The sequence below is a fragment of the Lichenicola cladoniae genome, from assembly GCF_013201075.1.
Classification (GTDB): domain Bacteria; phylum Pseudomonadota; class Alphaproteobacteria; order Acetobacterales; family Acetobacteraceae; genus Lichenicola; species Lichenicola cladoniae.
The window spans coordinates 2,963,876-2,988,041 of record NZ_CP053708.1 but is presented as its reverse complement, the minus strand read 5'-3'; the positions used below and the strand labels follow the sequence as shown (position 1 = coordinate 2,988,041).

Below are 24,166 nucleotides of genomic sequence, written 5' to 3'. Positions count from 1 at the left end.
TCTTCGGCATTCAGTAGCGAACCGATGATCCGGGTGAGGGCATCGAGAGGCGAGCCGGTTGCCCGGTCTCTGCAGCAGGGGGGTAGCACCCATCCAGTGGTCCCAAACGGAAGCTCAGGCCCGAAGCGGCAAGCGCTACCCGAGGAACGGCGACACTTGAGCGCCTCAAGATAGCCCCCAGGTCTGGAGCTCGCCGTTCAGAGACCGATATGTGGCTGGCTTGGGCAGATGAGCGCCCGCAGCCGCAACGTCGCGAACGAGTGGATGCGATGTTCGATCGTCATCCGGTGACCGTGCTCGAGCAGGGTGATGCCGGCCAGCACCAGCATGATCCAGACACGGGGGAGGCGGGACGGCCCCGGTCCCCTAAGGCGCATGAAGATGGCAAGCCCGCCCAGGCCGACGAGGCCACCGATCACGACCTCGATCACGCTGTGATCGTGCAGGATGACGCGTGATGCGCCGAACAGCAGCGCCACACTGATCGCCAACATGAACCGCACCCTGGAGCCCAGCCTCGGGAACAGGATCGCCGCGATGCCGCCATAGAGCATCGTGGCACTGGCGGTATGACCGCTTGGGCTATCCAGCGCGCCAGCCCCGAGAGCGGGCCCGCATGCACCGATCCCAAGCTTCAGGAGCAGCATGAGTGCCAGGACTCCTCCCATGGAGATTGCCCAGGCAAGTGCTGTTTTCCAGCAACGGCTCAGGAGCAGGAAGAGCAGGACGAAAACCGACGTCGGGAGCACGATCGCCTGGTCCCCGAAGTCGGTGAACCACTGGATCACCTCGAATGTAGCGTTCATCTATTCAAATCGTCCCGGACCACTCTGCTCGCTCAACAATACACGGCGAGACACCATGCCGCGACAACGCTGCATCACGCATGCGGAACGATTGTGAAAGCGCTTTCCTTCGGCTGTCCCGGCCACTACGGTCCGCCATCTTTGAACATGACCAGGCGAATGAGGACGAAAAAGTCGGAGCACTCCACGCATACACACCATGCAGGATCGACAAGATCGGTCCACGCGGCGATCCCGCGTCTCGCAGCGCGCGTCGTTGCTGCGACGGCCATCGGCCTGATCCTGGCGCGGCCTGCAGCTTTTGCTTCGGCGGACCGAGGCATCCTATGGGGCATCAACGATAGCGGCATGGAATTCGGTCGGGGTATGAAAGCTCAGACGAACTATGCGGTGCCGGATCCTGCGTACTATCTGCAACATGGCGTTCAACTCGTTCGTGTGCCGGTACAGATCGACCGGCTGGTTCCCGATCCCGGTCACGAGCTGAACGTCGCGGTGTTGCAGGAGCTCCGCGGGATCGTCGCAGCGGATACGGCGGCAGGCGCCATTACCGTGGTCGATCCGCACGGCTACGGCTACATGAACAAGGATGGACACCCGCGCGACATCCTGACGGACCAGAGCGGGCGCGCCGACTACGTCGATCTCATGCGCAGGCTCGGGCAGGCGTTCGCCGGCGACGGCCATGTCGCCCTGGGTCTGATGAATGAACCCCATGCAGGCGGCGATCCGGCCTACATCCCGATCTGGAACGACGCGATCGCAGCGATCCGCCAGTCCGGCTTCCACGGTACGGTGCTCGTTCCGCACGCGCACTGGAGTGCCGCATCCGACATAAGCCCGGCCAGGCCGTTTCCGGATGGTATCGTGGATCTGCAGAGGAACTGGGTCCTCGAGCTGCACTCCTATCTCGATCCGGATGGAACCGGGACCTACCGGCAGGCGGTCCTGTCGCCGGATATCGGCGTCTCACGGCTAGCGGGCGCGATCGCGTGGTCCCGGCAGAGCCATATCCGCATCTTCCTCGGCGAGACCGGCGGACCCGCGTCGCCCATCGGCGTTACTGCGCTGGCGAATATGTTTTCGCAGGTGGCAGCCGCGCCTGATGTGTTCTGGGGTGTGGCCCTGTGGGGCGCCGGACCCTGGTGGAAGCCGAACTACCCGATGCGGCTCGATCCGATCGACCATGTCATGCGGCCGCAGATGGCGGTGCTCGAACACCAGATCGCGCCCGAGCAGGTCTACCTGGCGACCGATCCCGATGTGCCGGAGGTGGTGGTGACGATCAGGCTGGACGGTCGGGCTGTCGCAGACGACGCGCATGTCCAGGCCAGCCGGCTACAGGGACCTCAGGCGGTGCCGGTGATGGGGACCTTGCCGCCTGGATGCCACGTGATGCAGGTCGTGGTGCATCAGTCCAATGCCTCGAACGCCGCTCGTATCTATCTCGTCGGGTCGACCTGGAAAGATCGCCGTAATAGTGACGATGCTTTTGCCGGCAGTAACAACGGTAATATAACGTTTCACGTTCGGATACCTGGGAAAGATGATGTGATTAACGGTGCTTGTCATTGATCTTGTTCGTTCCACTCGCGTTTGTTCATGGACGGACAGGGTTGGGGATGAATAGCTGATGCGTATCGCGATGATTGGTGGCGGCTATGTCGGCCTCGTGTCCGCCGCCTGCTTCGCGGAGTTCGGCACCGAGGTCGCGGTCGTTGAAACCCATCCCGGTCGTCTGGCGACGCTGCGGAAGGGCGAGATCCCGATCTACGAACCTGGTCTCGACAAGCTCGTCAGCGAGAACATCGAGGCTGGCCGGCTCTCCTTCGGGAACGACGTGGCGGCCGCCGTTGCCGGGGCGGACGCGATTTTCATTGCGGTCGGTACGCCACCTCGCAACGGTGACGGCCATGCCGACCTGACCTATGTGTTCGCCGCCGCCGAGCAGGTCGCGCGCGCCATGACCGGCTACGCGGTCATCGTCACCAAGTCGACGGTACCGGTCGGGACGGGCCGCCGCATCGCCGAGACGGTTCGGCGCCTGCGCCCGGACCTCGCGTTCGATGTCGCTTCCAACCCGGAGTTCCTGCGCGAAGGCAACGCGATCGGCGACTTCATGAAGCCGGACCGGGTGGTGATCGGCACCGACACCGACCAGCCCGGGGGGACGGAACGCGCGCAGGAGATCATGAGGCGCCTGTACCGGCCGCTATATGTGATCGAGGCGCCGATCCTGTTTACCAGCCTGGAAAGCTCGGAACTGATCAAGTACGCGGCCAACTCGTTCCTGGCGATGAAGATCAGCTTCATCAACGAGATGGCGGACCTGTGCGAGCGCGTCGGTGCGGACGTGCACGAGCTCGCACGCGGCATCGGCATGGACCACCGTATCGGACGCAAGTTCCTGCATGCCGGCCCCGGTTATGGCGGGTCGTGCTTCCCCAAGGACACGCTGGCGCTGATGCGGATCGCCCAGGAGGCCGGTGCCTCGTCACGCCTGGTCGAGGCGACGGTGCAGGTGAACGATGCACGCAAGGCCAGCATGGGCGCCCGCATCATGTCGGCCTGCGGCGGCAGCGTGCGCGGCAAGACGATCGCGGTGTTCGGCCTGACCTTCAAGCCCGGAACCGATGACATGCGTGACGCGCCGTCGATCCCGATCATTCATCGTCTGATCGAGAATGGCGCGCTTGTTCGTGCGTTCGATCCGGCTGGCATGACGGCGGCCCGGCCGCTCCTGCCAAAGCATGACATCACGTATTGCACAGACGCCATCGATGCAGCCACCGGCGCGAACGCTGTCCTTGTGTTGACCGAATGGAACGAGTTCCGGGCGATCTCTCCCGACCGGCACCGCGACCTGATGACCGGCAAGGTCGTGGTGGATCTTCGGAATATCTGGGAGCCGAGTTCGATGGCTCGGGCGGGCTTCGACTATAGCAGCGTCGGACGACCGGAGCGTCGTATCGAACTGGAGCGTGGCACTGCTGCAGCCTGAAATTTGGGCGTCTGGCGCGGTGTCGATCCCGGAAACAGGACAACGACACTCGAGCGACATCGGTCGATATCGGCGACCGCGTGGCGATCACGCCGGATCGTTAGAAGGGTGATCCCGTCGTGATCAAACATGGGAGACCTTAGAGGCTGCTTTTGTACTTGGCGATCGCCGGCATCTGCTTTGCATCGACCCCGTTGGCAGGCTCTACGCTCATTGCATAATTGCCCCACCACGGACCGCCCGCCCAGTAGGTAAACCCAAGTAGGCCACCCGATTGCATCGCAGCCAGCCCATTGACGAGTTGCGTGTTCCAGTTGGCATCGTTGTTTCCGACGCCGATCTCACCGATGATGCACATGCGGCTTTTCACCTGGCACCAGTTCGAGAAGACACCGATCCGCTGAGCCAGAGTGTTGACGGTGACTCCGTAGGACGCCTCGGTCGTCCAGTCGAAATGCGTGCCGCTTGAATCGCGGTCGCCATAGACATGAGCCTCGTAGATAATCCGGGACTGAGGATCGTTCATGGTCAGGTTGGCGTTGTTGGATGTCCAGCTACCGGCTGAAGCCCAATTGTTGCCTTCGACGAAGATGTATGAGGCATTATCGACCGTCCGGATCGCTGTGACCGCGGCCTGGGCGGCGCTCGGCCAGACATCGGGTGACGGCATGTTGCTCGGCTCGTTCATCAGGTCGTAACCGCCCAGGCCTGGCGAGCCCTGCAGCGCGGACGCGAGGATCTGCCAGAATTGGGCGAACTGTGCCTGAGTGACGGTTCCGTCGCCGATCTTATGAGTGGCATAACCACCATAATTGTGAATGTCTACAATGACTTGCATGTTGCGGGCGGCAGCCTGCGCGAGGATCTTCTTCACGAGGCCCAGGTAAGCAGGATCCAGGGTGGTGCTCGGGCTCGACGCCAGGAGATTGGGCTGCAGGCGAGCCCAGAGGACCGGCAGCCTGATCATCATCACGCCCTTGCTCTGGTAGTAGGCAAGTTCACCGTCGGACGGCGCGACGTAATTGTGATTGACCACGCCTGGCAGCACGCTCGAGTTGAATTCAAGGCCGGAGAGGTTGACGCCTGCCGACATCGTCGGTGTCGCGGCATGCGCCGATGAGACGCCCATTACGCCGAGACATGTTCCGATAATCAAACTTGTTCTCAGATTCATCATGAAAATTCTCAATCTTCTTTCGGCACCGATCACGCGGCGGTGATGAACGCTTCTACATTGAGCGGCCACGTGAAAACAAGATTAATCATTTAATAACGATAGAAATCTGCCGTTTATTTCGGCGATTGCCGCTATTAAGGGCTAGCCTGGCTTCGCGATGCCTCAAGAAGCCCTTGTAGATTCAGCTATTTAAACCGCTAACAGTTTGATAAGGCTTAGGATGTGCCCTGAATTCTGAGAATATCTCTGAAGCGACACACGCAGCGACAGTCCGTTCCACGTGTCGCAAAAACAATAAACAAGATCTGTATCCAGATAATGTCTAGAATTTCAGCATCCGATTTTCTGGACAAACCAACTGCTGCTGGGTTGCTAGCTAGCGATCTTTGAATTCGATGTTCGCGGAACGCGAGGTGATTACCGTCCATATTCTAAAATTCACCTCCAGCCGCTGAGATGATTCAGGTTTCATGGTTGGCTGGACGGCTGAATTGCGCAGGGGCAGGCGTTGCTGTGCGCCGGAGTTGGGCTCCATCTCCTTGACGGTGGCGGCACAACTAGCGTCGTAGGCACAGAGCAGCGTTACTCGGAAGTTACAGTTCGTGAAGATCGCTTTGGCGCCACGATGCTTGGCGAGTAAGCGAATTCAGCGCGAACCACAGCGCAATGCAGGAGAGGCCAATCGTCACCCATTACCAACTTTCAGTTGCGTGTCCGACGAAACATCCGCAAGCTATCTTCCTAGTATGCTTCAGACTTACAACTGAAACCTGCAACCTGGAGATTTGAGCCGCTTCCATATACCCGTCATACGTGTGGTGCCGGCGTGGGTCTTTTTGGTCGGAAAGTGATTGCCGGCGGGGATCGTCTCCGGTCGTTTCATGTGCTTGCGCGACATTCAGGCTGTGGTATTTTCACGTCCACAGGCAGGTTCCTGCCCAGGTAAAGATCGGACTCTGGGCCGCAGGATGTGACGTGGAATAGCCTTGTCCATAACGCGTGTTCCCTGACAGATCGGGGTATAGATTTACAGCTTTCCACCCGAGGCTGCTTCACGGGCGGGGGTGCTACCAGTGGATCCCGTAACGTTCAGGAAGGTTATGGGCAGATCAACGCGAAGCAACGGCCAAGTCCGGACGGATGAAATTGTTGGCTAACGTTGCATTGACTTAATTTTATCGCAAACTGACATGGTCTTTACAGTTTCCAGGCAAACATCGGTGCCACGAATTTGCCAAAGTTGCTGGCTAGACTTCAATTGTGAGCATACTGCGACAAGAGGAAGAAGATTATACGAGGTCTCTCGACCCAGATCGGGCTGACAGAATAATGAGTTACAATTGAACTATTAAGACGGGTTTTGGCTTGATCGTTGCGATCGCTCGTGATTCGTTATTGTATAATTGACCCGAGGGGCCAGTAGACAGTGCCACACTTGATCAAGAAAACGTTTATAGCGCGGGTTATGAGGCCTGTTTATAGTCGATTTGATAGCCTCGTTTCGGGCTGCCTGTGTTAGATACACTTGGATTTGTGCTGATCTGGATCGAATCTCGGGAGTCATCGGTTGACTGCAACCATAATGGATTTCGCGGATTCGGACTCTGTCGACATCGATGTTAGCGCCACCGGTTCATGAGCGTCGTGCTGATTCACGCAATACCCAGGGCAGAGTGTTTCAGATGAGGCAGACCGTTTCCTCCACCAAGCATCTGCTCCAGACGGCGAAACTGGAGTCGAACCAGGACGCGTCGCCCTCGTCATTCGCTGCTCAGGTGAAGGATGATCCCATCGACGTGTATGGCTACAAGCATCCGATGCTTCCTTGGACCATCAAGATCATCGACGTCATTGCGACGGTAGCCTCGACGTTGCTGCTGACCTGGGTCGGCGGTCATCTCCTGATGCACCTGCAGGACCGTGTTCGCGTGACCGCGGATCTGGTCTCGATCTTGATCATCTTCCTCTGGCCCAAGACCGAACGTCTGCTCAACATTCCCCAGGTCACACGGTTGTGGGATCAGGTCCGTTATATCGGACCTGCGCTGCTCGTCGCGACAGCGTCTCAGTTCATCATCCTATGGGTGTTGGGGTGGGCGCCTGCACCGTCTGCGACGACGGCGCTGAATTGGTTCGTTACGACCAGTCTGACTCTCCTGCTCGTCCGTGCCGGCATGATCTACGTGCTAACCAAGCCGTCGGTACGGCACCGGCTGTCCTGCAAGATCGCGATTGTCGGCAATGGACCCCAGGCCGCAGGGGTAGCCGAACGCCTGAACCGCGGAACGGCCGGCACGATCTCGACGCTCGGCATCTTCACCGACACGCCTTACGAGCTGAGTGCCGCGTCGGTACGCGGTTCGTTATCTGAGCTCGTCTCGCTCAGTCGGGAGCGCACCTTGCATGGCATCATCATCGCGGTTTCACCTGCACAGGATAACGAGCAGCAGATCGAGCAGATCGTCTGGCAGTTGCGGAGCGTCCTGGCCCATATCTACGTCATGCCCCACCTGGTTCCCGAGTTCGATTCAGCATTGCCGATCGAGGCGGTCGGCCCGGTCTCCCTGATGGTGCTGCGCAGGCGACCGCTAACCGAGCTTCAGACGCTAGCCAAGCTGGGCATCGATGTTCTGTTCGGGACAATAGCTCTGGTAATCCTGTTCCCGCTGCTGCTTGCGATTGCGGTCGCCATCAAGCTGGACTCCCCGGGACCTGTTTTCTTCAAGCAGTCGCGCCTGGGCTTCAACAACCGGTCGTTCCAGGTTTTCAAGTTCCGTTCCATGTATGCGGACATGGCCGACCCGACCGCGATGAAGCAGACCAGCCGCAATGATTCGAGAGTGACACGGGTCGGAAAGTGGCTGCGTAAACTCAGCCTCGACGAGTTGCCGCAGATCCTGAATGTCCTGCGCAACGAAATGTCATTGGTAGGCCCCAGGCCGCATGCGCCACACACCCGGGCTGGAGGCAAGCTTCTCGACGATGCCCTGGCCGAGTATGTCATTCGTCATCAGGTCAAACCCGGCATTACCGGATGGGCCCAGATCAACGGTTCTCGCGGAGAGCTTGTTACAACCGAGGACCTACACAAGCGGGTTACGCTCGATCTCGAATATATGCAACGCTGGTCGATCTGGTTCGATATCAAGATCATGTTTCTTACTGTCATTCGGGAAGTGGTGAGCCGTCATTCTTACTAGTAGATCACCTGCAATGCCCGAGGCTCACGGTTCTTCGTTACAACGCGATGATGACCGCTTCGATGTGATGGGCATTCCGCTACATGACCTCCATCGGGACACGATTGCAGACCGTGTTTTTGTCGCAGCATCGGCGAAGCGCAAGATGCTCGTGGTCAATGCCAACGCGAATCTGGTTGTGCTTTCGCAGAAGCAGACCTGGCTGCGCTCGATGTTCAAGCACGCGGATATTGCATTCTGCGACGGTGCAGGTGTCCAGTTGGCCGCGTTGATCCTGAGTGGCCGCAGGTTGAACAGAACGACGCCGCCGGAGTGGATCGGAAGTGTTCTGGACCGTCTTGGGCCGGACGCGTCAATTTTCTGGCTTGGCGGTACCGAGGCGGCTGTCACTGCCGCGGCTGAAACGTTCTCGACACGATACGGCGTCGCGACTGCCGGTACTCAGCACGGTTATTTCGATGTGTCTCCTGGATCGCCTGAGACCAAGGCCGTCGTTGAACACATCAACGCTGCCAGACCATCGATCCTGCTCGTCAACATGGGTATGCCGCAACAGGAACGCTGGCTATGGGACAATTGGGACCAGCTTCAGCCCGGGGTTGCAATCACCGCCGGCGCCTTGGTCGATCATGCAGCTGGCAGTGTGCGCCGTCCGCCGAGGTGGGTCGCGAGCATGGGGATCGAATGGCTCGTGCGGCTTATCCGTGAGCCACGCAGGCTATGGCGCCGTTATCTTCTGGGCTTGCCAGTCTTCGGGATTTATCTGCTGCGCTACCGCTTGACGCCGACGAAACGTTCTAGCTGATCCAGCCGTGTTCGGTTAAACTCTACTTAACTGAAACAGATCCGTCGTACATTATAACTACTGAGGATACATTAGCACCGTGAGCGACCTCCTTGTGAACGAAAGCGCCTTTTCGAGGGAGCGTCCGGAAGCTGATGGCGTACAGGCTGTTACCCGGGCCTTCCGTCTTCTGCGCAGGCACATCGTCCTTTTCCTCTGCGTGTTTCTATGTATTTGCCTCCTGGGCGCGGGGGTGGTCGCACTTCTCACGCCGAGCTACACCGCTATAACAAGTGTCGCGATCGCGAATCAGGACGCCGATCCGCTAGCCGCATCCGGCCAGCAGGTCGCGGATCGTCTTGAAGACGATGTCCCGGCTACCGAAGCGGCAAAGCTTGAATCGCGCGATGTCGTCGGTGCCGTGGTCAGGCAGTATCCGAAGCTTCTCGTTGAGCCGCCGCACGGGCTAATGTTTCAGCTGTGCACTCTGGGCTTGAACATGGCATGCCCGAAGCCGGCTACCGTGCCATTGAATCCAGAAGAGCAGTTCCAGCAGCAGGTCGATACGGCTTTGGCCAAGCTGACGATCCTGCCGCGTCCGCGCTCCCGCATCATCGATGTCAGTGCGACGGCCGGTACCGGCTACCAGGCTGCGACGCTCGCCAATGCCTTGGTGGCGAACTATCAACGACTTGCCCTGGCTCAGCAGACCACCAATATCGATCGCGTCGCACACTGGCTTGACGCACGGACCGATCAGTTGCGCCAGCGTTGGCTGGATGCCCTGCACAGGGCCGATAATTTCAACGTGTCGCACAACCTCGACAATACCGGCGACGGCACCACGGCGAACCCGCTGATCAATAGTCAGATCGCCGAGATCTCGTCCGAACTCGGTCAGGCGCAGGCTCGTCTGGCTGCAGCTCTCGCACGTTCCTCGGCACTGCGCGATGCATCGGGCCAAGGCTCCGGCCGTGCGGCGATAGCGATGGCGCAACAGCCGACACTTGTTGCAGCGTCCAATGCACTTATGCAGCTCCAGGCAACACGCGCCCAGCAGGCGGCGCAGTTCGGATCCAATTACCCGGGGATCAAGGCGCTGGATCGGCAGATTGCGAGCACGCAGGCAGCGCTTCGATCGGAAACCGGCGCCGCACTTGCGTCGATACGCGAGGATAGTGTCTCTGCACAGGCTGAGGTCCGTCAGCTAACCCAGCGTCTTGACGCCCTGCGTGCCCAGGCTGGCCAGCAGAGCCCGCCACAGGCCGAATATCGCAGCCTCGTCCAGGAATCACAGAGTGCCCGCGATGTGTATCAGACGTTCCTGGAGCATTCGAAAGCTGTGGTGGATCGCGCCGCCCTGCTTCAGCCGCCGGTCGTCGTGGTGTCGTCCGCGGTTGCATCGCGCACACCGACATTCCCTAATCACATGAAGCTCGGCCTCGGCATCTTTGTCGTTGCGCTGGCTATCGCTGCAGCAACGGTTCTCGTTAAAAACCTTTTCGCGACCGGTTTCGAGGACGCGGATTATCTGCGCGCTGCGGTTCAGCTCCCGTTGCTCGGGACCATTCCGTTGATCACTCGGCGTCGCGACCAGCAGATCGCGCGATACGTATTGGATGAGCCCAGCTCGCGTGTCAGCGACGCCGTACATGAGCTCGCCTTGCAGCTGTCTTTGCTCTCGCCCAAAGTCGACGCTCCGATGGCGGTCGTGATCACCTCGGCTACGCCGCAGGAAGGCAAGAGCACGCTCGCCATGTGGCTGGCGCTGGTGGTTCGTCCGAACGGCCTGCGTGTGTTGATCATCGATTCCGATCGCCGGCGTATCGCGCCCGGGCTGCATAAGGTCCGGAACAACCACCCGGGCTTCACGGACCTGATAGCCGGCACGGCAACGCCGGAAGAGGCGATCCAGACGGATGCCGAGACACGGATAGACTTCATCTCGCCTGGTACAACGGCTTCCTACTCGAGAGGAAGCGCCGGTATCACCCGGTTGCGGAAACTGATCGATACCCTGAAGCTCTCCTATGACATGATCATTATCGACAGTCCGCCGCTTCTTTCGAGTAGCGACGTTCTGGCGCTTGCCCGAGTTGCAGACCAGACCGTGTTCGTCTGCCGCTGGCAGCAGACCTCACGGCAGGCTGTCATGACGTCGTTGGATCGTCTTCGCACCTGTGGCGCACGGATTTCCGGCGTCGTCGTCTCGATGGTCAGCAAGGGCTTCGAGGATAACGGATACGATGATTACAATCGGCGGGAACTGGCGTTGATCAAGAAGTTTTACGGCTCCTAGGAGCCGTAGATGAAAGTTGCGCATGTCGTTCGTCAGTTCAGTCCCGCGGTCGGCGGGCTGGAGGAGGCGGTGCATAGTATCGCTCGAGCACAACGCGACCAGCTTGGGATCGACGCGCGCATCATCACGTTGAACCGCATATTCGACAAACCGGATTATTTGCCGAAGAACGATGTCGTAGACGGGATCCCGGTGCTTAGATTACCCTGGGCAGGTTCTACCCGTTACCCGCTGGCTCCGTCCGTGCTCAGTCACGTCCGTTCGTTCGACCTGCTGCATGTGCATGCGATCGACTTCTTCTTCGACTTCCTTGCCCTGTCGAAGCCGCTCCATCGGCGTCCGATGGTCGCATCGACCCATGGCGGGTTCTTTCACAGCCAGGAGCTTGCACGGCTGAAACGTGTCTGGTTCTCGACGGTCACGCGCGCCTCCATCACGGCGTATCAGCGTATCGTCGCGTGTAGCTACCACGATGCGGAGCTGTTCAAGCCGGTTGCCGGCCACCGGCTGACTACGATCGAGAACGGCATCAACCAGTCTAAATTCGCTGATGCGTCGTCCAGGACGCCAAGCCGGACGATCATCAGCTACGGACGTTTCGCCCGGCACAAGCGCCTCGACGCGTTGTTTCCCGTACTTGCGCAGCTCCATGAAAACGATCCGGCATGGCGTCTCATTATCGCCGGGTCGTACGGCGATCAAACCGAAGCGGAATTGCGTGATTCGGCTACCTCGGCAGGCGTCAAGGATCTGGTCGAGTTCGTGATTGGCCCGAGTGACGGCGAGTTGAAGGCTCTCATCGCTCGATGTGGCTATTTCGCCAGCTTCTCCGCCCATGAGGGGTTCGGCCTGGCTGCCGTGGAAGCGATGTCCGCCGGGCTGCTCCCGATCCTGAGCGGTATCGAGCCGTTCCGACGCCTTATTTCAGCCTCGGCGGTCGGCCTTATCCTCGACCCGGATAACGTCACGGAAACCGCAGCCGCGATCGCTTCGAGCTTTACAACCGATCCGGAACGCTTCACAGCGCGCCGGGCGCAATGCATGCACGCAGTCCGGCGCTATGACTGGAACGCAGTCGCACGGCTTTATACGGATGTCTACGATGACGTACTGTCCCGACGGCGATCGACGCATGCGACAACAAGTCAGCCGCTTGGATGATATGCCAGCGACATTGCGCATGTCCGGCCCATCCTTCTCCTGAGCATCTTTGCCATGAACGTGGCAGCAGGGCTTCTATTTCCAGGTCGCTACGGGTTCTGATGAAACAATCGGTCGAAGCTCCACAGCGTGTTTTTCTGTTCGTGCTGAGTTTTGCAGGCTTTGCGTCGCTGGTGCCGCAAGGTGCGCTGGCGCAGCAACTGGTTCAGCAGTATTTTCCGGTCGACGTACCGGGCTTTGCCCCCGACTTCAGTGCGTCCGTCGTGAACCGCCTGACCACACAAAACCAGGCGCAGGGGATCAATGTCGGCAGCTTCGTCGTGCGGCCGAGTGCGTCGCAATCGTTTGGCTACAACAGCAGTACACTCGGGCTTCCCGGAACCGGGAGTTCGAGTGAGTCGACGTCGGCCGCGATCGGCGTCAAGTCGAACTGGGGTCGCGACAGTCTCGGTGCCTCGGTCAGTGTCGCCGACCAGCGCTATCTCGATATTCCGATCGCAAGCTTCACCAATTGGAACGCCGCACTCGGCGGAGCGGTCGCCTTGGGCCGGGATTCCCTCAGCCTCGGCTATTCCCACCTGGCACTTCATCTTTCGGCAACCGACCTGGGCGTATTCGGGGTGACGACGCCAGCTCCGTATAACGTCAACGTCGTGCGGCTCGCGTATAACAGCACGTTCGGCCGCTTCAGTGTCACGCCTGGCTTCGAGTATCAGGATTTCTCCTTCGGTACGAGTAGCGGCCAGACGGACATCAACTATCACTCGCTGAGCCACCAACTCGAGTCCGGCTCGTTGCAGACGCGCTACCAGTTATCCACGGGAAATGCGGTTGTTGCGATCCTTCGCGGGTCGACCGCCCAGTTCACGCGCGTGCCGGGAACGTCTCCGAACAACTACGACGACATCGAGGCATTCATCGGCCTCGATTTCCGCGCGGATGCTCTCGTGCAATACCGGGTGCTGGTCGGTGGCGAACACCGCAAGTTCTCGTCAGCCGGATTCGTATCCGCCAGCACGCCCACCGCCGAAATCGACGCGGTCTGGACGCCCACGCGACTGGACACCGTGACGGCAAGCCTTTTCCGTCGCCTCGACGATCCGGAATCTCCGTTCGCCCGGAACCAGACCATCAGTTTCGGGTCGCTGCAATACGATCACGAGCTCAGGCAGAACCTGTATTTCCGGCTGACCGGAACTCTCGGCGCAACCGACTCCCAGTCGAACGTAGTCGGACAACAGAATAATGGTCAGACCCAGTACAAGGCCGGTGCTTCCGGGACCTGGCTGGTGAACCGCCATATGAGCACTAGCTTGTCCTATAGCTACAACCATAGCCATAGTTCATCGAATGTTTCCCCGCTCGAGAATGTCAGTGCGTTCGGCACGACGTTAAACAGCTTCACCAGTCATACAGTCTCGATCAGCGTCAGCCTGTTCGAGTAAATCCGTCGCATGCCCGACCTTGCCTGATCTGCAAAAACTTAACTCATTCCACCGAGAGCAAAATGACCCTTGTTCAGCATCCGCCGGTTCGGCGATCTTTGACGGCAAAACCGATCGTGTCCGTCGCAATCATGCTTTCTCTCGCGATAGGCGTGGAAGGGTGTGCGCCGGGATCGAAGCTGGCTCCGCTACCTCCGGCTACGGACGCGGGATATGTTCTCGGGCCAAGCGACCAGATTCGCGTCATTACCTATAACGAGCCGCAGCTCACGAACACCTTCACGGTCGGCGACCAGGGAACCATTGCCTTCCCGCTGATCGGCACTGTTCATGCCGCCGGCATGGCTGCCAACGAGGTTGCCTCCACGATTTCGACATCGCTGGTTCAGAAGAAGCTCCTGAGCGACCCCAGCGTGTCCGTCGAGATCACGCAGTATCGGCCGATCTTCGTGCTGGGCGAGGTTTCTCATCCCGGGCAATATCCCTACCAGCCCGGGATGACGATGCTGAGCGGCGTTGCCTTGGCGGGGGGATTCACCTACCGCGCGATTACCGGTTATGCGGGTGCGGTCAGGAGCCAGGGTGAGGAAGCCGGACATGCGATCGAGGGCAAGGTCGGTCGGGCCACCTATCTGCAGCCGGGTGACGTCATAACGATCTACGAGCGTTATTTCTGACGCGGTCCGCCTTAACCTCCGGGCCGATACGCACGACACTGGTTCGCGTCGGTCCGGTTTGAGCTTGTGCCCCGGGATTATGCCAGCGACCGCGTTGGCAGCCCGACCCGCTACAATTGCGCCGTCCGCAAGCGCAACGCGTTGGCGATCACCGAGACCGAGCTAAGCGACATCGCCAGTGCCGCGACCACCGGGCTGAGCAGGACGCCGAAGATCGGATAGAATACGCCCGCTGCGACCGGGATGCCGATGACGTTGTAGGCGAATGCGAACACCAGGTTCTGGCGGATGTTGCGCATCGTCAGGCGGCTGAGCGAGCGGGCCCGCACCAGGGCCGCCAGGTCGCCGTTCACCAATGTTATGCCGGCGCTTTGGATCGCCACCTCGGTGCCGGTGCCCATCGCAATGCCGACATCCGCCTCCGCCAGTGCCGGCGCGTCGTTGACGCCGTCTCCGGCCATCGCGACCACATGACCCTTCGCCTTCATTTCGCGAACGACCCGATGCTTGTCCTCGGGCAGCATGTCGCCGCGCACGTCGGTGATGCCCAGCGCCCTGCCGACAGAGGCTGCGGAAATCGCGTTGTCGCCCGTCAGCATCACGATGCCGATCCCATCGGCGCGCAGGGCCTCCAGGGCTGCATGGGTGGTGGCCTTGATCGGATCTTCTATGCCGATAATCCCTGCGGCCGCACGATCCACCGCCAGGAACAGGATCGTGGTGCCATCCTGACGAAGCCGGTCCGCTTGCTCGCCGAACTGCTGGAAATCGATCTGCAGCTCATGCATCCACGTGGCATTGCCCAGAGCCACGAATCGTCCGGCAATCGTCGCCGACACGCCCTTGCCGGTTTTGGATGTGAAGTCCGACGGGTCCCGCAGGGCCAAACCCCGTCGCTTCGCCTCCGCGACGATCGCAGCCGCCAACGGGTGTTCGCTGGATCGTTCCACACCGGCGGCCAGCGCCAGCAGTTCATCTTCCGGCAGGCTGCCCGTGGCGGCGACGATAGTGGTGACGCGAGGCTTGCCTTCGGTCAGGGTTCCGGTCTTGTCGATGATCAGGGTGTCGACCTTCTCCAGCCGCTCGAGCCCTTCGGCGGATCTGATCAGCACCCCGATGCCCGCACCCTTGCCGACCCCGACCCCGATACTCATCGGCGTTGCCAGCCCAAGGGCGCAGGGGCAGGCGATGATGACCACCGACACAGCGGCAACCAGCCCGTAGGCGAGTGCCGGCGACGGTCCCCAGATCGCCCATGCGACGAACGCGAGCACGGCAACGGCAAGCACAACCGGCACGAAATAGCCGGCGACGTGATCGGCCACCCGCTGGATCGGCGCGCGGCTGCGCTGTGCCTCGGCGACCATGGCGACGATCCGTGCCAGCATGGTGTCCGCGCCCACCTTTTCCGCGCGCATGACCAGGGCGCCGGTGCCGTTGATGGTGCCGCCGATCAGCCGGTCGCCGGCCTGCTTGAACACCGGCATGGGTTCGCCGGTGACCATCGCCTCGTCCACAGATCCGCTGCCGTCCAGCACCACGCCATCCACCGGAACCCCGTCGCCGGGACGCACCCTGAGCCGATCGCCGGTCTCGACCTCGCCGAGCGGGATCTCGCTGTCATGGCCGTCGGTGCCGAGACGCCACGCGGTTTTCGGCGCGAGATTGAGCAGTGCCCTGATCGCGCCGCCGGTTCGATCCCTGGCCCGCAACTCCAATATCTGCCCCAGCAGGACCAGCACAGTGATGACCGCTGCCGCCTCGAAATAGACCGCAACCGCACCGCCCATGCCGCGGAACCCGATCGGGAAGATGCCGGGCAGGAATGTCGCGAACAGGCTGTACAGGTAGGCCGTCCCGGTCCCGAGCGCGATCAGGCTGAACATGTTCAGGCTGCGATGCATGACCGAGGCCCAGCCACGCTGGAAGAATGGCCACCCGGCCCAGAGCACCACCGGCGTCGACAGGACGAGCTGGATCCAGGCCGATAGTCGTGGCGGCACCAGCGCATCGAGGCCGAGTGCCGGGATGTGGCCGCCCATTTCGAGCACGAACACCGGCAGCGTCAGGGCCAGCGCGATCCAGAACCGGCGCGTCATGTCGGTCAGTTCGTGGTTCGGCGGAGCCTCGGCGGTGATCGTCATCGGTTCGAGTGCCATGCCGCAGAACGGGCAGCTACCCGGGCCTTCGTTGCGCACGTCGGGATGCATCGGGCAGGTGTAGAGCGCGCCCGGAAGGGCAGGCGGTGCGGCCTCGGCCGGCTCCGGATGCAGATACTTATCCGGATCCGTCATGAACTTCGTGCGGCAGCCCGCCGAGCAGAAATGAAACTGCGTGCCGGCGTGATTGTGCCGATGCTTCGAGGTGTCCGGATCGACCGTCATGCCGCACACCGGGTCGATGGTCCGTGCCGGCGCGGTATGGTGTGGGTGATCGCAATGATGGTCGGTCACGGAAAGTCCTTGGTGATAACTGTCTTCGGACATCGGCAGTCGCGACTTGTCGCATATACCCAATGGGGGTATGGTATCAAGCATGCACGAGGTCACGAAGAAACAGGTGTCCACCCGGCTCAGGAAGGTCGAGGGCCAGATCGGCGGCCTGCTGCGCATGGTCGAGGAAGATCGCTACTGCGTGGACGTGCTGACCCTGATCAGCGCCGCCCGCGCTGCGCTCCACACCATCGAGAGTCGCATCCTCGAGGACCACGTGTCGCACTGCGTCGCCGATGCCTTCTCGTCCGGTGACCTGGTCGACCAGCAGCATAAAATCAGCGAGCTGGTGGCCACGATCGGACGGATGACGAAGTAGGCGCGTTACCGGCCGCTATCCGGCCGAGCCGGATCGGGAGAACAGGTTCACCACCAGGACGCCGCACAGGATCAGCGCCATGCCGATGACCGCGGCGAGGTCAGGGACCTGGTCGAACAGGAGCCATGCGAGCATGGAAATCAGCACGATGCCGATGCCCGACCAGATCGCATAGGCGACGCCGACCGGCATGGTGCGCAGCGTCAGGGAGAGGCAATAGAAAGAAATACCGTAGCCGAGCACGACGATGATCGATGGCCACGGCCGAGTGAAGCCGGCCGACGCCTTGAGCGCCGAGGTGGCCGCGGTCTCGGCAAGGATGGCGATCAGCAGAGTAAGATAAGGCATGGACGCCGTTCTGCTCCCGGTTGCGACGTGGTTCCACTCCCGGCGTTGGCGATCGTCCTGCGACCCTGTAGGCGCAACCGACTAAGTGTGGAGAGCATGATGGCCGACCTGTTCGACACCCTGACATCCGGGCCGGGCGAAGCCGTGGCCCTGGCTCCCGGCGCCTGGCTGCGCCCGGGTTTTGCCGGCGGGGAGGTGCCGTCGCTGCTGGCCGCCGTGCTCGCCGTTGCCGAGGCAGCTCCGTTCCGCCACCTGGTCACCCCGGGCGGAGCCACGATGTCGGTGGCGATGACCAACTGCGGCAGCCTGGGCTGGATCAGCGACCGTCGTGGCTATCGCTACGAGCAGGTCGATCCGCTGACCTCGCGGCGCTGGCCGGCAATGCCGGAGCGGTTCCTGCAGCTGGCGCGGCGCGCTGCCGACGCCTCCGGCTTCCCGGGTTTTGCCCCGGACGCCTGCCTGATCAACCGCTATGGTCCCGGATCGAAACTGTCGCTGCATCAGGATCGCGACGAGCTCGATCTCGATGCGCCGATCGTGTCCGTGTCGCTTGGGCTGCCGGCGGTCTTCATGTTCGGCGGCCAGGCCCGGGGCGCATGCGCCTCGCGGCATCGCCTGCAGAGCGGCGATGTCGTCGTCTGGGGCGGGGTGTCCAGGCTGGCGTTCCACGGCATCGCGCCGCTCGCCGCCGGGGCTCACGGCCTGACGGGGGAGTTCCGCTACAACCTGACCTTCCGCAAGGTGATGTCCGAACCGGGGGCAGGGGCCGGTGCGCAGAGGTAAACTCCCGGCCGCCGTCCTTTCGTTCCTGTCCGAATGGGAGGATAAGGGCGCCATCCCAGGCATATGAGGACTGTTTCGCGCGGTTCGCCTGCCTGACAGAGGATCCGGAAGCCAGACCGATGAGTGCTGTTCTATCTGCGACAGGCCCGACCCGCCCAACCCTGGAACATTCAGCCTCGGTACAGGCAGCCTGGACCCCCGACACATGGCGCTCGTCCCCGATCAGCCAGGCGCCGTCCTACCCGGACCAGGACGCGCTCGAGACCGTCGAGGCACGGCTCCGCGGCTATCCGCCGCTGGTGTTCGCCGGTGAGGCACGCCGGCTGAAGCAGCAGCTGGCACTCGCCGCCGAGGGCCGCGCCTTCGTGCTGCAGGGCGGCGCCTGCGCCGAGAGCTTCGGCGAGTTCAAGGCCGACATCATCCGCGACACCTTCCGCGTGCTGCTGCAGATGGCGGTGGTGCTGACCTTCGGCGCCAAGGTGCCGGTGGTGAAGCTGGGCCGCATGGCCGGCCAGTATGCCAAGCCGCGTTCCTCCGGCATGGAGACCATCGCCGGCGAGAGCCTGCCATCGTATCGCGGCGACATCATCAATGGCCCGGACTTCACGTCCGCTGACCGCGTGCCCGATCCCGCGCGGATGGAGACCGGGTATTTCCAGTCGGCCGGCACGCTCAACCTGCTGCGTGCCTTCGCCGGCGGCGGCTATGCAAACCTGCACCAGGTGCATCGCTGGAACCTCGGCTTCGTCGAGCGAAGCCCGCTCGCGGCCCGTTACCGGGATCTCGCCGAGCGGATCGACGAGACGCTGGAATTCATGGGCGCGTGCGGCCTGTCGGCCAATGCCCCGCAGGTCAACGAGACCGAGTTCCACACCAGTCACGAGGCGCTGCTGCTGCCGTACGAGCAGGCGCTCACCCGGATCGATTCCACCACCGGCGATTGGTATGGGTGCTCGGCGCACTTCCTGTGGATCGGCGACCGCACCCGCCAGCCGGACGGCGCGCATGTCGAATATCTCCGCGGCGTGCGCAATCCGATCGGCCTGAAGGTCGGACCGACCACCACGACCGACGACCTGCTGCGGCTGATCGACCTGCTCAACCCGCACGAAGAGGCCGGTCGCCTGACGCTGATCAGCCGGATGGGTGCCGAGGGCGTCGCCCGCCACCTGCCGCCGCTGCTGCGCGCGGTGCAGAAGGCCGGCCGCAAGGTGGTCTGGCTGTGCGACCCGATGCACGGCAACACAATCAGCACCGCCTCCAAGATCAAGACCCGCTCGTTCGATGCGATCCTGTCCGAGCTGCGCGGCTTCTTCGACGTTTTCGCGGCGCAGGGTGCCTGGCCCGGCGGCATCCATGTCGAGATGACCGGCCAGGACGTCACCGAATGCGTCGGCGGTGCGCATCGCCTGACCGAGGCCGATCTCGGCAACCGCTACGAGACCTTCTGCGACCCGCGGCTGAACGCCGAGCAGTCGCTCGAGATGGCGTTCCTGGTCGCCGAGGAACTGACCGCGCGACGTCGTGCCCATGCGAGGTGATCGTCCGATGAGCAATGTCTCCGGCGTCTCAGCGGTGACCGACGACCCTTCGATCGCCGCGCGGACCGATGCCTATTTCAACCGGACCCGGACGATCGTCGGCAGCTATGGCGACGTTCGCGTCACCTACGCGCTGTTCCTGCGCCGTCCGGTCATCGCCGCCTGCCGGCTGATGACCGACTGGCTGCTCGGCGTCGCCGCCGTGCGCGGCCTCGATATCGAGGTCGAGCAGAACTTCGCGGAGGGCGACTGGGTCGGGGCCGGCGAGCCACTGGTGTATGTGACCGGCAGCTTCCACGGGCTGGTCGATCTCGAGACGCTGCTGTTGCAGAAGCTCGGGCCGGCCTGCGTTGCCGCCCACAATGCGTACCAGATGTGCCTCGGCCTGCCGCAGGTACGCTTCCTGGCGATGGAGGCCAGGCACTGCGCCGGTTTCGAGATGCAGGAGATGATGGCCTATGCCGCGTCGGTCGGCGGACGTGCGGCAGAGAAGGAAGGCGCGCTCGGCTTCATCGGCTGCGCCAACGACGCGACCGCCCACTTCTACGGCGCCATCTCCGGTTTCGGCACCATGCCACATGCCCTGATCGGCTATGCCGGCTCGACCCTGCGTGCGGCCGAGATGTTCCACGAGAGCTTCCCGGATGCCGACCTCACCGTCCTGACCGACTATTTCGGCCGCGAGATCACCGACGGCCTCGAAGTCTGCCGCCGGTTTCCGGAACTGGCGGCGGCCGGCCGAATGGGCGTCAGGCTGGACACGCATGGCGGCCGGTTCCTCGAGGGGCTCGACCCGCAGCTGAGCTACGCGGTGATCGAACGGCACGTTCCAGGTGCGATCCGCCGCTACCGCAGCGAGACCGAACTGCGCCACCTGGTCGGGACCGGCGTATCGGCGGCGGCGATCTGGCGGACGCGCGAAGCGCTGGACGAGGCCGGCTTCCCGGCGGTCCGGATCATCGCGTCGTCCGGTTTCGGCGTGGACAAGTGCAGGGTCATGGCCGACGCCAGGGCGCCGATCGACGTGGTCGGCACCGGCAGCTTCATCCCCGACAGCTGGTCGGAGACCTATGCCACCGCCGACATCGTCGCCTATGACGGCGTCCCGCGGGTCAAGGTGGGACGCGAGTTCCTGTTGCGGAAAATCGAGGACCGTTCGGGGCGCGGCCGGTCCGCTACGAAAGACGATGCATGAGTGACGAGTCGTTTCCTCCCGAAGGCGAGCCGTTCTCGTCGGAAGGCGGATTGTTTGCGCCCGAGGGTGGCTGGGTGGTGCGCCTTCTCGACCAGTCCGGTGCCTCCGACGATGACGTCGTCGAGGAGATCAAGGGCTTCCCGACGCTGATGCAGGCGAACGCGTTCTGCCAGGCCTATGTGCGGGACAGTGTCGAGCGCTGCCGCGTCGCCGGTGCGACCGCGCGCGAGGTGCTCGCCTCCTGGTTCGCGTTCGGGGAGGATGCCGAGGTGGTCGATGCCGGGGAGTCCGGCTGGCGTTCATCCGGCGAGCTCGAGGATTTCGCGGCGACTCCCAGCACCGAGATCGAGCGTGACTGGCGGTCGATCGACCCGCGTGGCGATGTACTGGTCTCGGGCCATGAGCCGGACGACGAGGAAGATGCTGCCGACGACGAGGATGACGACGACGCGGACGAGCACGAGGAGCACGGCGAGCCGGACGACGGATCGTGGCCGTTGCCAGGGCGCCCGTCGTGAAGCTCCGGTTCGCCCCCAGCCCGACCGGGCTGCTGCATGTCGGTAATGCGCGCCAGGCTGTCGCCAACGCCCTGCATGCGCGCAGGCACGGTGCGGGCTTCCTGCTGCGTATCGACGATACCGATGTCGAACGCTCGCGAGAGGAGCACGTGCAGGGGATCCAGCAGGATCTGAGCTGGCTCGGGCTCCAGTGGGACGAGATGGTGCGGCAGTCCGAGCGGCAGCCGCGCTATGCGGCGGCAGCCGAGCGGCTCCGGCATTCCGGCCGGCTCTATCCCTGCTTCGAGAGCGAGGAAGAGCTGCGGGCCAAGCGCGACCTCAGGCTGCGCCAGCGGAAACCGCCGGTCTATGACCGGGCGATGCTGCGTATAACCCCCGAGCAGCGTACCCAGGCCGAGGCCAACGGCAAGGTCCCATACTGGCGCTTCCGCCTCTCGGACGGGATGGTCACCTGGGACGATCTGGTGCTCGGACGGTCGCAGGTGAAGCTGCCGTCGATCTCGGATCCTGTGCTGATCCGCGCCGACGGCACGGTACTCTACACTCTGGCCTCGGTGGTCGACGACCTCGAGCTCGGTATCACCCATGTGCTGCGCGGCGAGGACCACGTCACCAACACCGGCGTGCAGCTGGATATCCTGGAAGCCCTCGGCGGGCGGCCGGACCGGTTCACCTTCGCCCATCTGCCGCTGCTGCTGGACGAGGCCGGCGGCAAGCTGTCGAAACGATTCGACGGGCTGTCGCTGCGGGCCCTGCGTCATGACGGGATCGAGCCGGCGGCGCTGGTATCGTACCTTGCACGGCTCGGAACTTCGGAGGATCCGCACCCTCTCTCGTTCGCGGAACTGGCATCGACCTACGACGTGCGCCGCGTGTCGAAGTCGCCGGCCCGCTTTGACATGCGCCAACTGCTGGCGCTGAACCGCCGCACTACCCACCACATGTCGTTCGAGCAGGTGCGCGACCGGTTGCCGGCAGGCGCCACCGAAGTGTTCTGGAACGCTGTCCGCGGCAACGTCGATATGCTGTCCGAGATGCGACACTGGTGGGACGTGGTCGGCGGCAGCATCGTCCCGCCGGTCCAGGAGGATGAGGTCGGGTTCCTGCTGCAGGCGCTCGATGCACTTCCGGACGACTCGGCGGAACGGCCCTGGAGCGAGACGACCTGGACCGAGTGGACGACGGCATTGCGCGACGCCAGCGGTCGCACCGGCCGCGCCCTATTCCATCCGCTCCGGCTGGCGCTGACCGGGGAAGAGAAGGGACCGGAACTCCGCGATCTGCTGCCGATCATGGGTCACGAACGCGTGTCCGGGCGCCTCAGGATGGCTGCAAGTTGAGTTACCGGGCATTCATGACGCAGATGCAATCCAGCGATGAGTGCGAAACGCTTTTTGTGCAGTGCGGTAACGCGGAAACAGGTCCAAAACAGGGTGTATGACGTCCTGCATGCTCAATCCGAGCCGGTTCGTCGCCCTGAGCCGTTCGCTGGTCGCAGTGACGGCCCTGGGATTACACGACTGATGAGATCGACGAGGGATGGAATGAGAACCAAGAGACTGCCGCCATTACCCGGAGCACTCGCTCTGGCGGCACTGACGATGCTGACCGGCTGCAAATATTCGATCCTTGATCCCAAGGGCGCGGTCGGCATGGCGCAGAAATCGCTCATTCTAACCTCGACCTACGCCATGCTGGTCATCGTCATCCCGGTGATCATCCTGACCCTTTGGTTCGCCTGGCGCTACCGCGAGGGCGCCGGTGCGCGCTACGAGCCCGACTGGGCGCATTCGAGCATCATCGAGATCTTCTGCTGGGGCATTCCCTGCGCGATCATCCTGTTCCTGGGCGTCCTGACCTGGACCAGCACCCACGAGCTCGACCCGTACAGGCCGCTGGTCAGCAGCAAGAAGCCGATCAACATCGAGGTCGTGGCGCTGGACTGGAAGTGGCTGTTCATCTACCCGGACCAGGGAATCGCCACGATCAACGAGATCGCCTTCCCGGTGAACACTCCGGTCACCTTCCATATCACCTCGGACGCGGTGATGAACTCGTTCTTCATCCCCGAGCTCGGCAGCCAGATCTACGCGATGGCCGGAATGAAGACCCAGCTGCACCTGATCGCCAATCAGCAAGGAACATTCCCGGGATTGTCGTCTTTCTATAGTGGTCGCGGCTTTTCGGACATGCACTTCAACGCCATATCCACGACAGACGCTAAATTCGCCGACTGGGTGGCCAATGCCAAGAAGTCTCCTGCTGTTATCGATGCCGCCGACTATTCGAAGGTCGCGGCACCCGAGGAAAAAGCCCCAGTGAGGTATTTTTCCACGGTAGAGCCGAACCTCTTCAACGAGATCATCGCCAAGTATCTTGGCAAGGCCGAGAGCTTCCACTCCGGCATGAAGGAGTAGACC

At 62.2% G+C, this 24,166-nt stretch carries 19 protein-coding genes; 15 read left to right on the top strand and 4 right to left on the bottom strand.

Annotation, left to right across the window (positions count from 1 at the left end):
- Nucleotides 1-197: 197 nt before the first annotated feature.
- Nucleotides 198-806 (bottom strand): phosphatase PAP2 family protein, encoded by a 609-nt coding sequence (locus HN018_RS13605; protein ID WP_171836661.1) that lies wholly within the window; start codon nucleotides 804-806, stop codon nucleotides 198-200.
- A gap of 348 nt (nucleotides 807-1,154) precedes the next feature.
- Between HN018_RS13605 and HN018_RS13600 the strand changes: the two genes are divergently transcribed.
- Entirely contained in the window at nucleotides 1,155-2,381 is a 1,227-nt protein-coding gene (locus HN018_RS13600) for a cellulase family glycosylhydrolase (RefSeq protein ID WP_171836660.1), read from the top strand.
- A gap of 58 nt (nucleotides 2,382-2,439) precedes the next feature.
- A complete protein-coding gene (locus tag HN018_RS13595; RefSeq protein ID WP_204259530.1) occupies nucleotides 2,440-3,807 on the top strand; it encodes a UDP-glucose dehydrogenase family protein in 1,368 nt (455 codons plus the stop codon).
- Nucleotides 3,808-3,946: 139 nt separating this feature from the next.
- On the opposite strand, the gene HN018_RS13590 is transcribed toward HN018_RS13595, so the two are convergent.
- Entirely contained in the window at nucleotides 3,947-5,017 is a 1,071-nt protein-coding gene (locus HN018_RS13590) for a glycoside hydrolase family 5 protein (RefSeq protein ID WP_171836659.1), read from the bottom strand.
- A 1,583-nt stretch (nucleotides 5,018-6,600) separates the two neighbouring features.
- On the opposite strand from HN018_RS13590, the gene HN018_RS13585 reads away from it, so the two are divergent.
- The 6 genes from HN018_RS13585 (at nucleotide 6,601) to HN018_RS13560 (ending at nucleotide 14,550) form a co-directional block, all read left to right on the top strand.
- Nucleotides 6,601-8,184, top strand: coding sequence for an exopolysaccharide biosynthesis polyprenyl glycosylphosphotransferase (locus tag HN018_RS13585; protein ID WP_171836658.1), 1,584 nt, complete (start codon nucleotides 6,601-6,603; stop codon nucleotides 8,182-8,184).
- 13 nt (nucleotides 8,185-8,197) lie between these two features.
- A complete protein-coding gene (locus HN018_RS13580) occupies nucleotides 8,198-8,989 on the top strand; it encodes a WecB/TagA/CpsF family glycosyltransferase (protein WP_171836657.1) in 792 nt (263 codons plus the stop codon).
- Nucleotides 8,990-9,068: 79 nt separating this feature from the next.
- A complete protein-coding gene (locus tag HN018_RS13575) occupies nucleotides 9,069-11,267 on the top strand; it encodes a GumC family protein (protein WP_171836656.1) in 2,199 nt (732 codons plus the stop codon).
- Between the two features lie 9 nt (nucleotides 11,268-11,276).
- Nucleotides 11,277-12,428 carry a glycosyltransferase family 4 protein gene (locus HN018_RS13570; RefSeq protein ID WP_171836655.1) on the top strand — a complete coding sequence of 384 codons (1,152 nt, stop codon included), beginning with the start codon at nucleotides 11,277-11,279 and terminating at the stop codon, nucleotides 12,426-12,428.
- Between the two features lie 101 nt (nucleotides 12,429-12,529).
- Nucleotides 12,530-13,873 carry an outer membrane beta-barrel protein gene (locus HN018_RS13565; protein WP_171836654.1) on the top strand — a complete coding sequence of 448 codons (1,344 nt, stop codon included), beginning with the start codon at nucleotides 12,530-12,532 and terminating at the stop codon, nucleotides 13,871-13,873.
- A 131-nt stretch (nucleotides 13,874-14,004) separates the two neighbouring features.
- Nucleotides 14,005-14,550 (top strand): polysaccharide biosynthesis/export family protein, encoded by a 546-nt coding sequence (locus tag HN018_RS13560; protein ID WP_171836725.1) that lies wholly within the window; start codon nucleotides 14,005-14,007, stop codon nucleotides 14,548-14,550.
- Nucleotides 14,551-14,660: 110 nt separating this feature from the next.
- On the opposite strand, the gene HN018_RS13555 is transcribed toward HN018_RS13560, so the two are convergent.
- Nucleotides 14,661-17,003 carry a heavy metal translocating P-type ATPase gene (locus HN018_RS13555; RefSeq protein ID WP_275434039.1) on the bottom strand — a complete coding sequence of 781 codons (2,343 nt, stop codon included), beginning with the start codon at nucleotides 17,001-17,003 and terminating at the stop codon, nucleotides 14,661-14,663.
- Nucleotides 17,004-17,085: 82 nt separating this feature from the next.
- Here HN018_RS13555 and HN018_RS13550 point away from each other — a divergent pair, with 82 nt between their 5' ends.
- Nucleotides 17,086-17,361 (top strand): metal-sensitive transcriptional regulator, encoded by a 276-nt coding sequence (locus HN018_RS13550; protein WP_171836652.1) that lies wholly within the window; start codon nucleotides 17,086-17,088, stop codon nucleotides 17,359-17,361.
- A 15-nt stretch (nucleotides 17,362-17,376) separates the two neighbouring features.
- On the opposite strand, the gene HN018_RS13545 is transcribed toward HN018_RS13550, so the two are convergent.
- Entirely contained in the window at nucleotides 17,377-17,709 is a 333-nt protein-coding gene (locus HN018_RS13545) for a DMT family transporter (protein ID WP_171836651.1), read from the bottom strand.
- Nucleotides 17,710-17,805: 96 nt separating this feature from the next.
- Between HN018_RS13545 and alkB the strand changes: the two genes are divergently transcribed.
- From alkB to cyoA, 6 genes are all read left to right on the top strand, one after another.
- The gene (alkB, locus tag HN018_RS13540) at nucleotides 17,806-18,492 is read left to right on the top strand and encodes a DNA oxidative demethylase AlkB (protein WP_171836650.1); all 687 of its coding nucleotides are present in this window, start codon (nucleotides 17,806-17,808) and stop codon (nucleotides 18,490-18,492) included.
- A gap of 119 nt (nucleotides 18,493-18,611) precedes the next feature.
- Nucleotides 18,612-20,033 (top strand): class II 3-deoxy-7-phosphoheptulonate synthase, encoded by a 1,422-nt coding sequence (locus HN018_RS13535; RefSeq protein ID WP_171836649.1) that lies wholly within the window; start codon nucleotides 18,612-18,614, stop codon nucleotides 20,031-20,033.
- A gap of 7 nt (nucleotides 20,034-20,040) precedes the next feature.
- On the top strand, nucleotides 20,041-21,228 hold the full coding sequence (locus tag HN018_RS13530; protein WP_171836648.1) for a beta/alpha barrel domain-containing protein: 1,188 nt from the start codon (nucleotides 20,041-20,043) through the stop codon (nucleotides 21,226-21,228).
- Nucleotides 21,225-21,746 carry a hypothetical protein gene (locus HN018_RS13525; RefSeq protein ID WP_171836647.1) on the top strand — a complete coding sequence of 174 codons (522 nt, stop codon included), beginning with the start codon at nucleotides 21,225-21,227 and terminating at the stop codon, nucleotides 21,744-21,746. The genes HN018_RS13530 and HN018_RS13525 overlap by 4 nt, the downstream gene beginning before the upstream one ends.
- Nucleotides 21,743-23,086: a glutamate--tRNA ligase gene (gltX, locus tag HN018_RS13520; protein ID WP_171836724.1), complete on the top strand. Its 1,344-nt coding sequence runs from the start codon at nucleotides 21,743-21,745 to the stop codon at nucleotides 23,084-23,086. The genes HN018_RS13525 and gltX overlap by 4 nt, the downstream gene beginning before the upstream one ends.
- 204 nt (nucleotides 23,087-23,290) lie before the next feature.
- On the top strand, nucleotides 23,291-24,163 hold the full coding sequence (gene cyoA / locus HN018_RS13515) for a ubiquinol oxidase subunit II (protein ID WP_171836646.1): 873 nt from the start codon (nucleotides 23,291-23,293) through the stop codon (nucleotides 24,161-24,163).
- Nucleotides 24,164-24,166 lie beyond the last annotated feature (3 nt).

Excerpts from the sequence above, each read along its gene's own strand:
- HN018_RS13585 (WP_171836658.1), top strand. The coding sequence starts at position 6,601 with ATGTTAGCGCCACCGGTTCATGAGCGTCGTGCTGATTCACGCAATACC.
- HN018_RS13530 (WP_171836648.1), top strand. The coding sequence starts at position 20,041 with ATGAGCAATGTCTCCGGCGTCTCAGCGGTGACCGACGACCCTTCGATC.
- HN018_RS13545 (WP_171836651.1), bottom strand. The coding sequence starts at position 17,709 with ATGCCTTATCTTACTCTGCTGATCGCCATCCTTGCCGAGACCGCGGCC.
- HN018_RS13580 (WP_171836657.1), top strand. The coding sequence starts at position 8,198 with ATGCCCGAGGCTCACGGTTCTTCGTTACAACGCGATGATGACCGCTTC.
- HN018_RS13605 (WP_171836661.1), bottom strand. The coding sequence starts at position 806 with ATGAACGCTACATTCGAGGTGATCCAGTGGTTCACCGACTTCGGGGAC.
- HN018_RS13565 (WP_171836654.1), top strand. The coding sequence starts at position 12,530 with ATGAAACAATCGGTCGAAGCTCCACAGCGTGTTTTTCTGTTCGTGCTG.
- HN018_RS13600 (WP_171836660.1), top strand. The coding sequence starts at position 1,155 with ATGGAATTCGGTCGGGGTATGAAAGCTCAGACGAACTATGCGGTGCCG.
- HN018_RS13595 (WP_204259530.1), top strand. The coding sequence starts at position 2,440 with ATGCGTATCGCGATGATTGGTGGCGGCTATGTCGGCCTCGTGTCCGCC.
- cyoA (WP_171836646.1), top strand. The coding sequence starts at position 23,291 with ATGAGAACCAAGAGACTGCCGCCATTACCCGGAGCACTCGCTCTGGCG.
- HN018_RS13560 (WP_171836725.1), top strand. The coding sequence starts at position 14,005 with ATGCTTTCTCTCGCGATAGGCGTGGAAGGGTGTGCGCCGGGATCGAAG.
- HN018_RS13570 (WP_171836655.1), top strand. The coding sequence starts at position 11,277 with ATGAAAGTTGCGCATGTCGTTCGTCAGTTCAGTCCCGCGGTCGGCGGG.
- HN018_RS13525 (WP_171836647.1), top strand. The coding sequence starts at position 21,225 with ATGAGTGACGAGTCGTTTCCTCCCGAAGGCGAGCCGTTCTCGTCGGAA.
- HN018_RS13550 (WP_171836652.1), top strand. The coding sequence starts at position 17,086 with ATGCACGAGGTCACGAAGAAACAGGTGTCCACCCGGCTCAGGAAGGTC.
- alkB (WP_171836650.1), top strand. The coding sequence starts at position 17,806 with ATGATGGCCGACCTGTTCGACACCCTGACATCCGGGCCGGGCGAAGCC.
- HN018_RS13535 (WP_171836649.1), top strand. The coding sequence starts at position 18,612 with ATGAGTGCTGTTCTATCTGCGACAGGCCCGACCCGCCCAACCCTGGAA.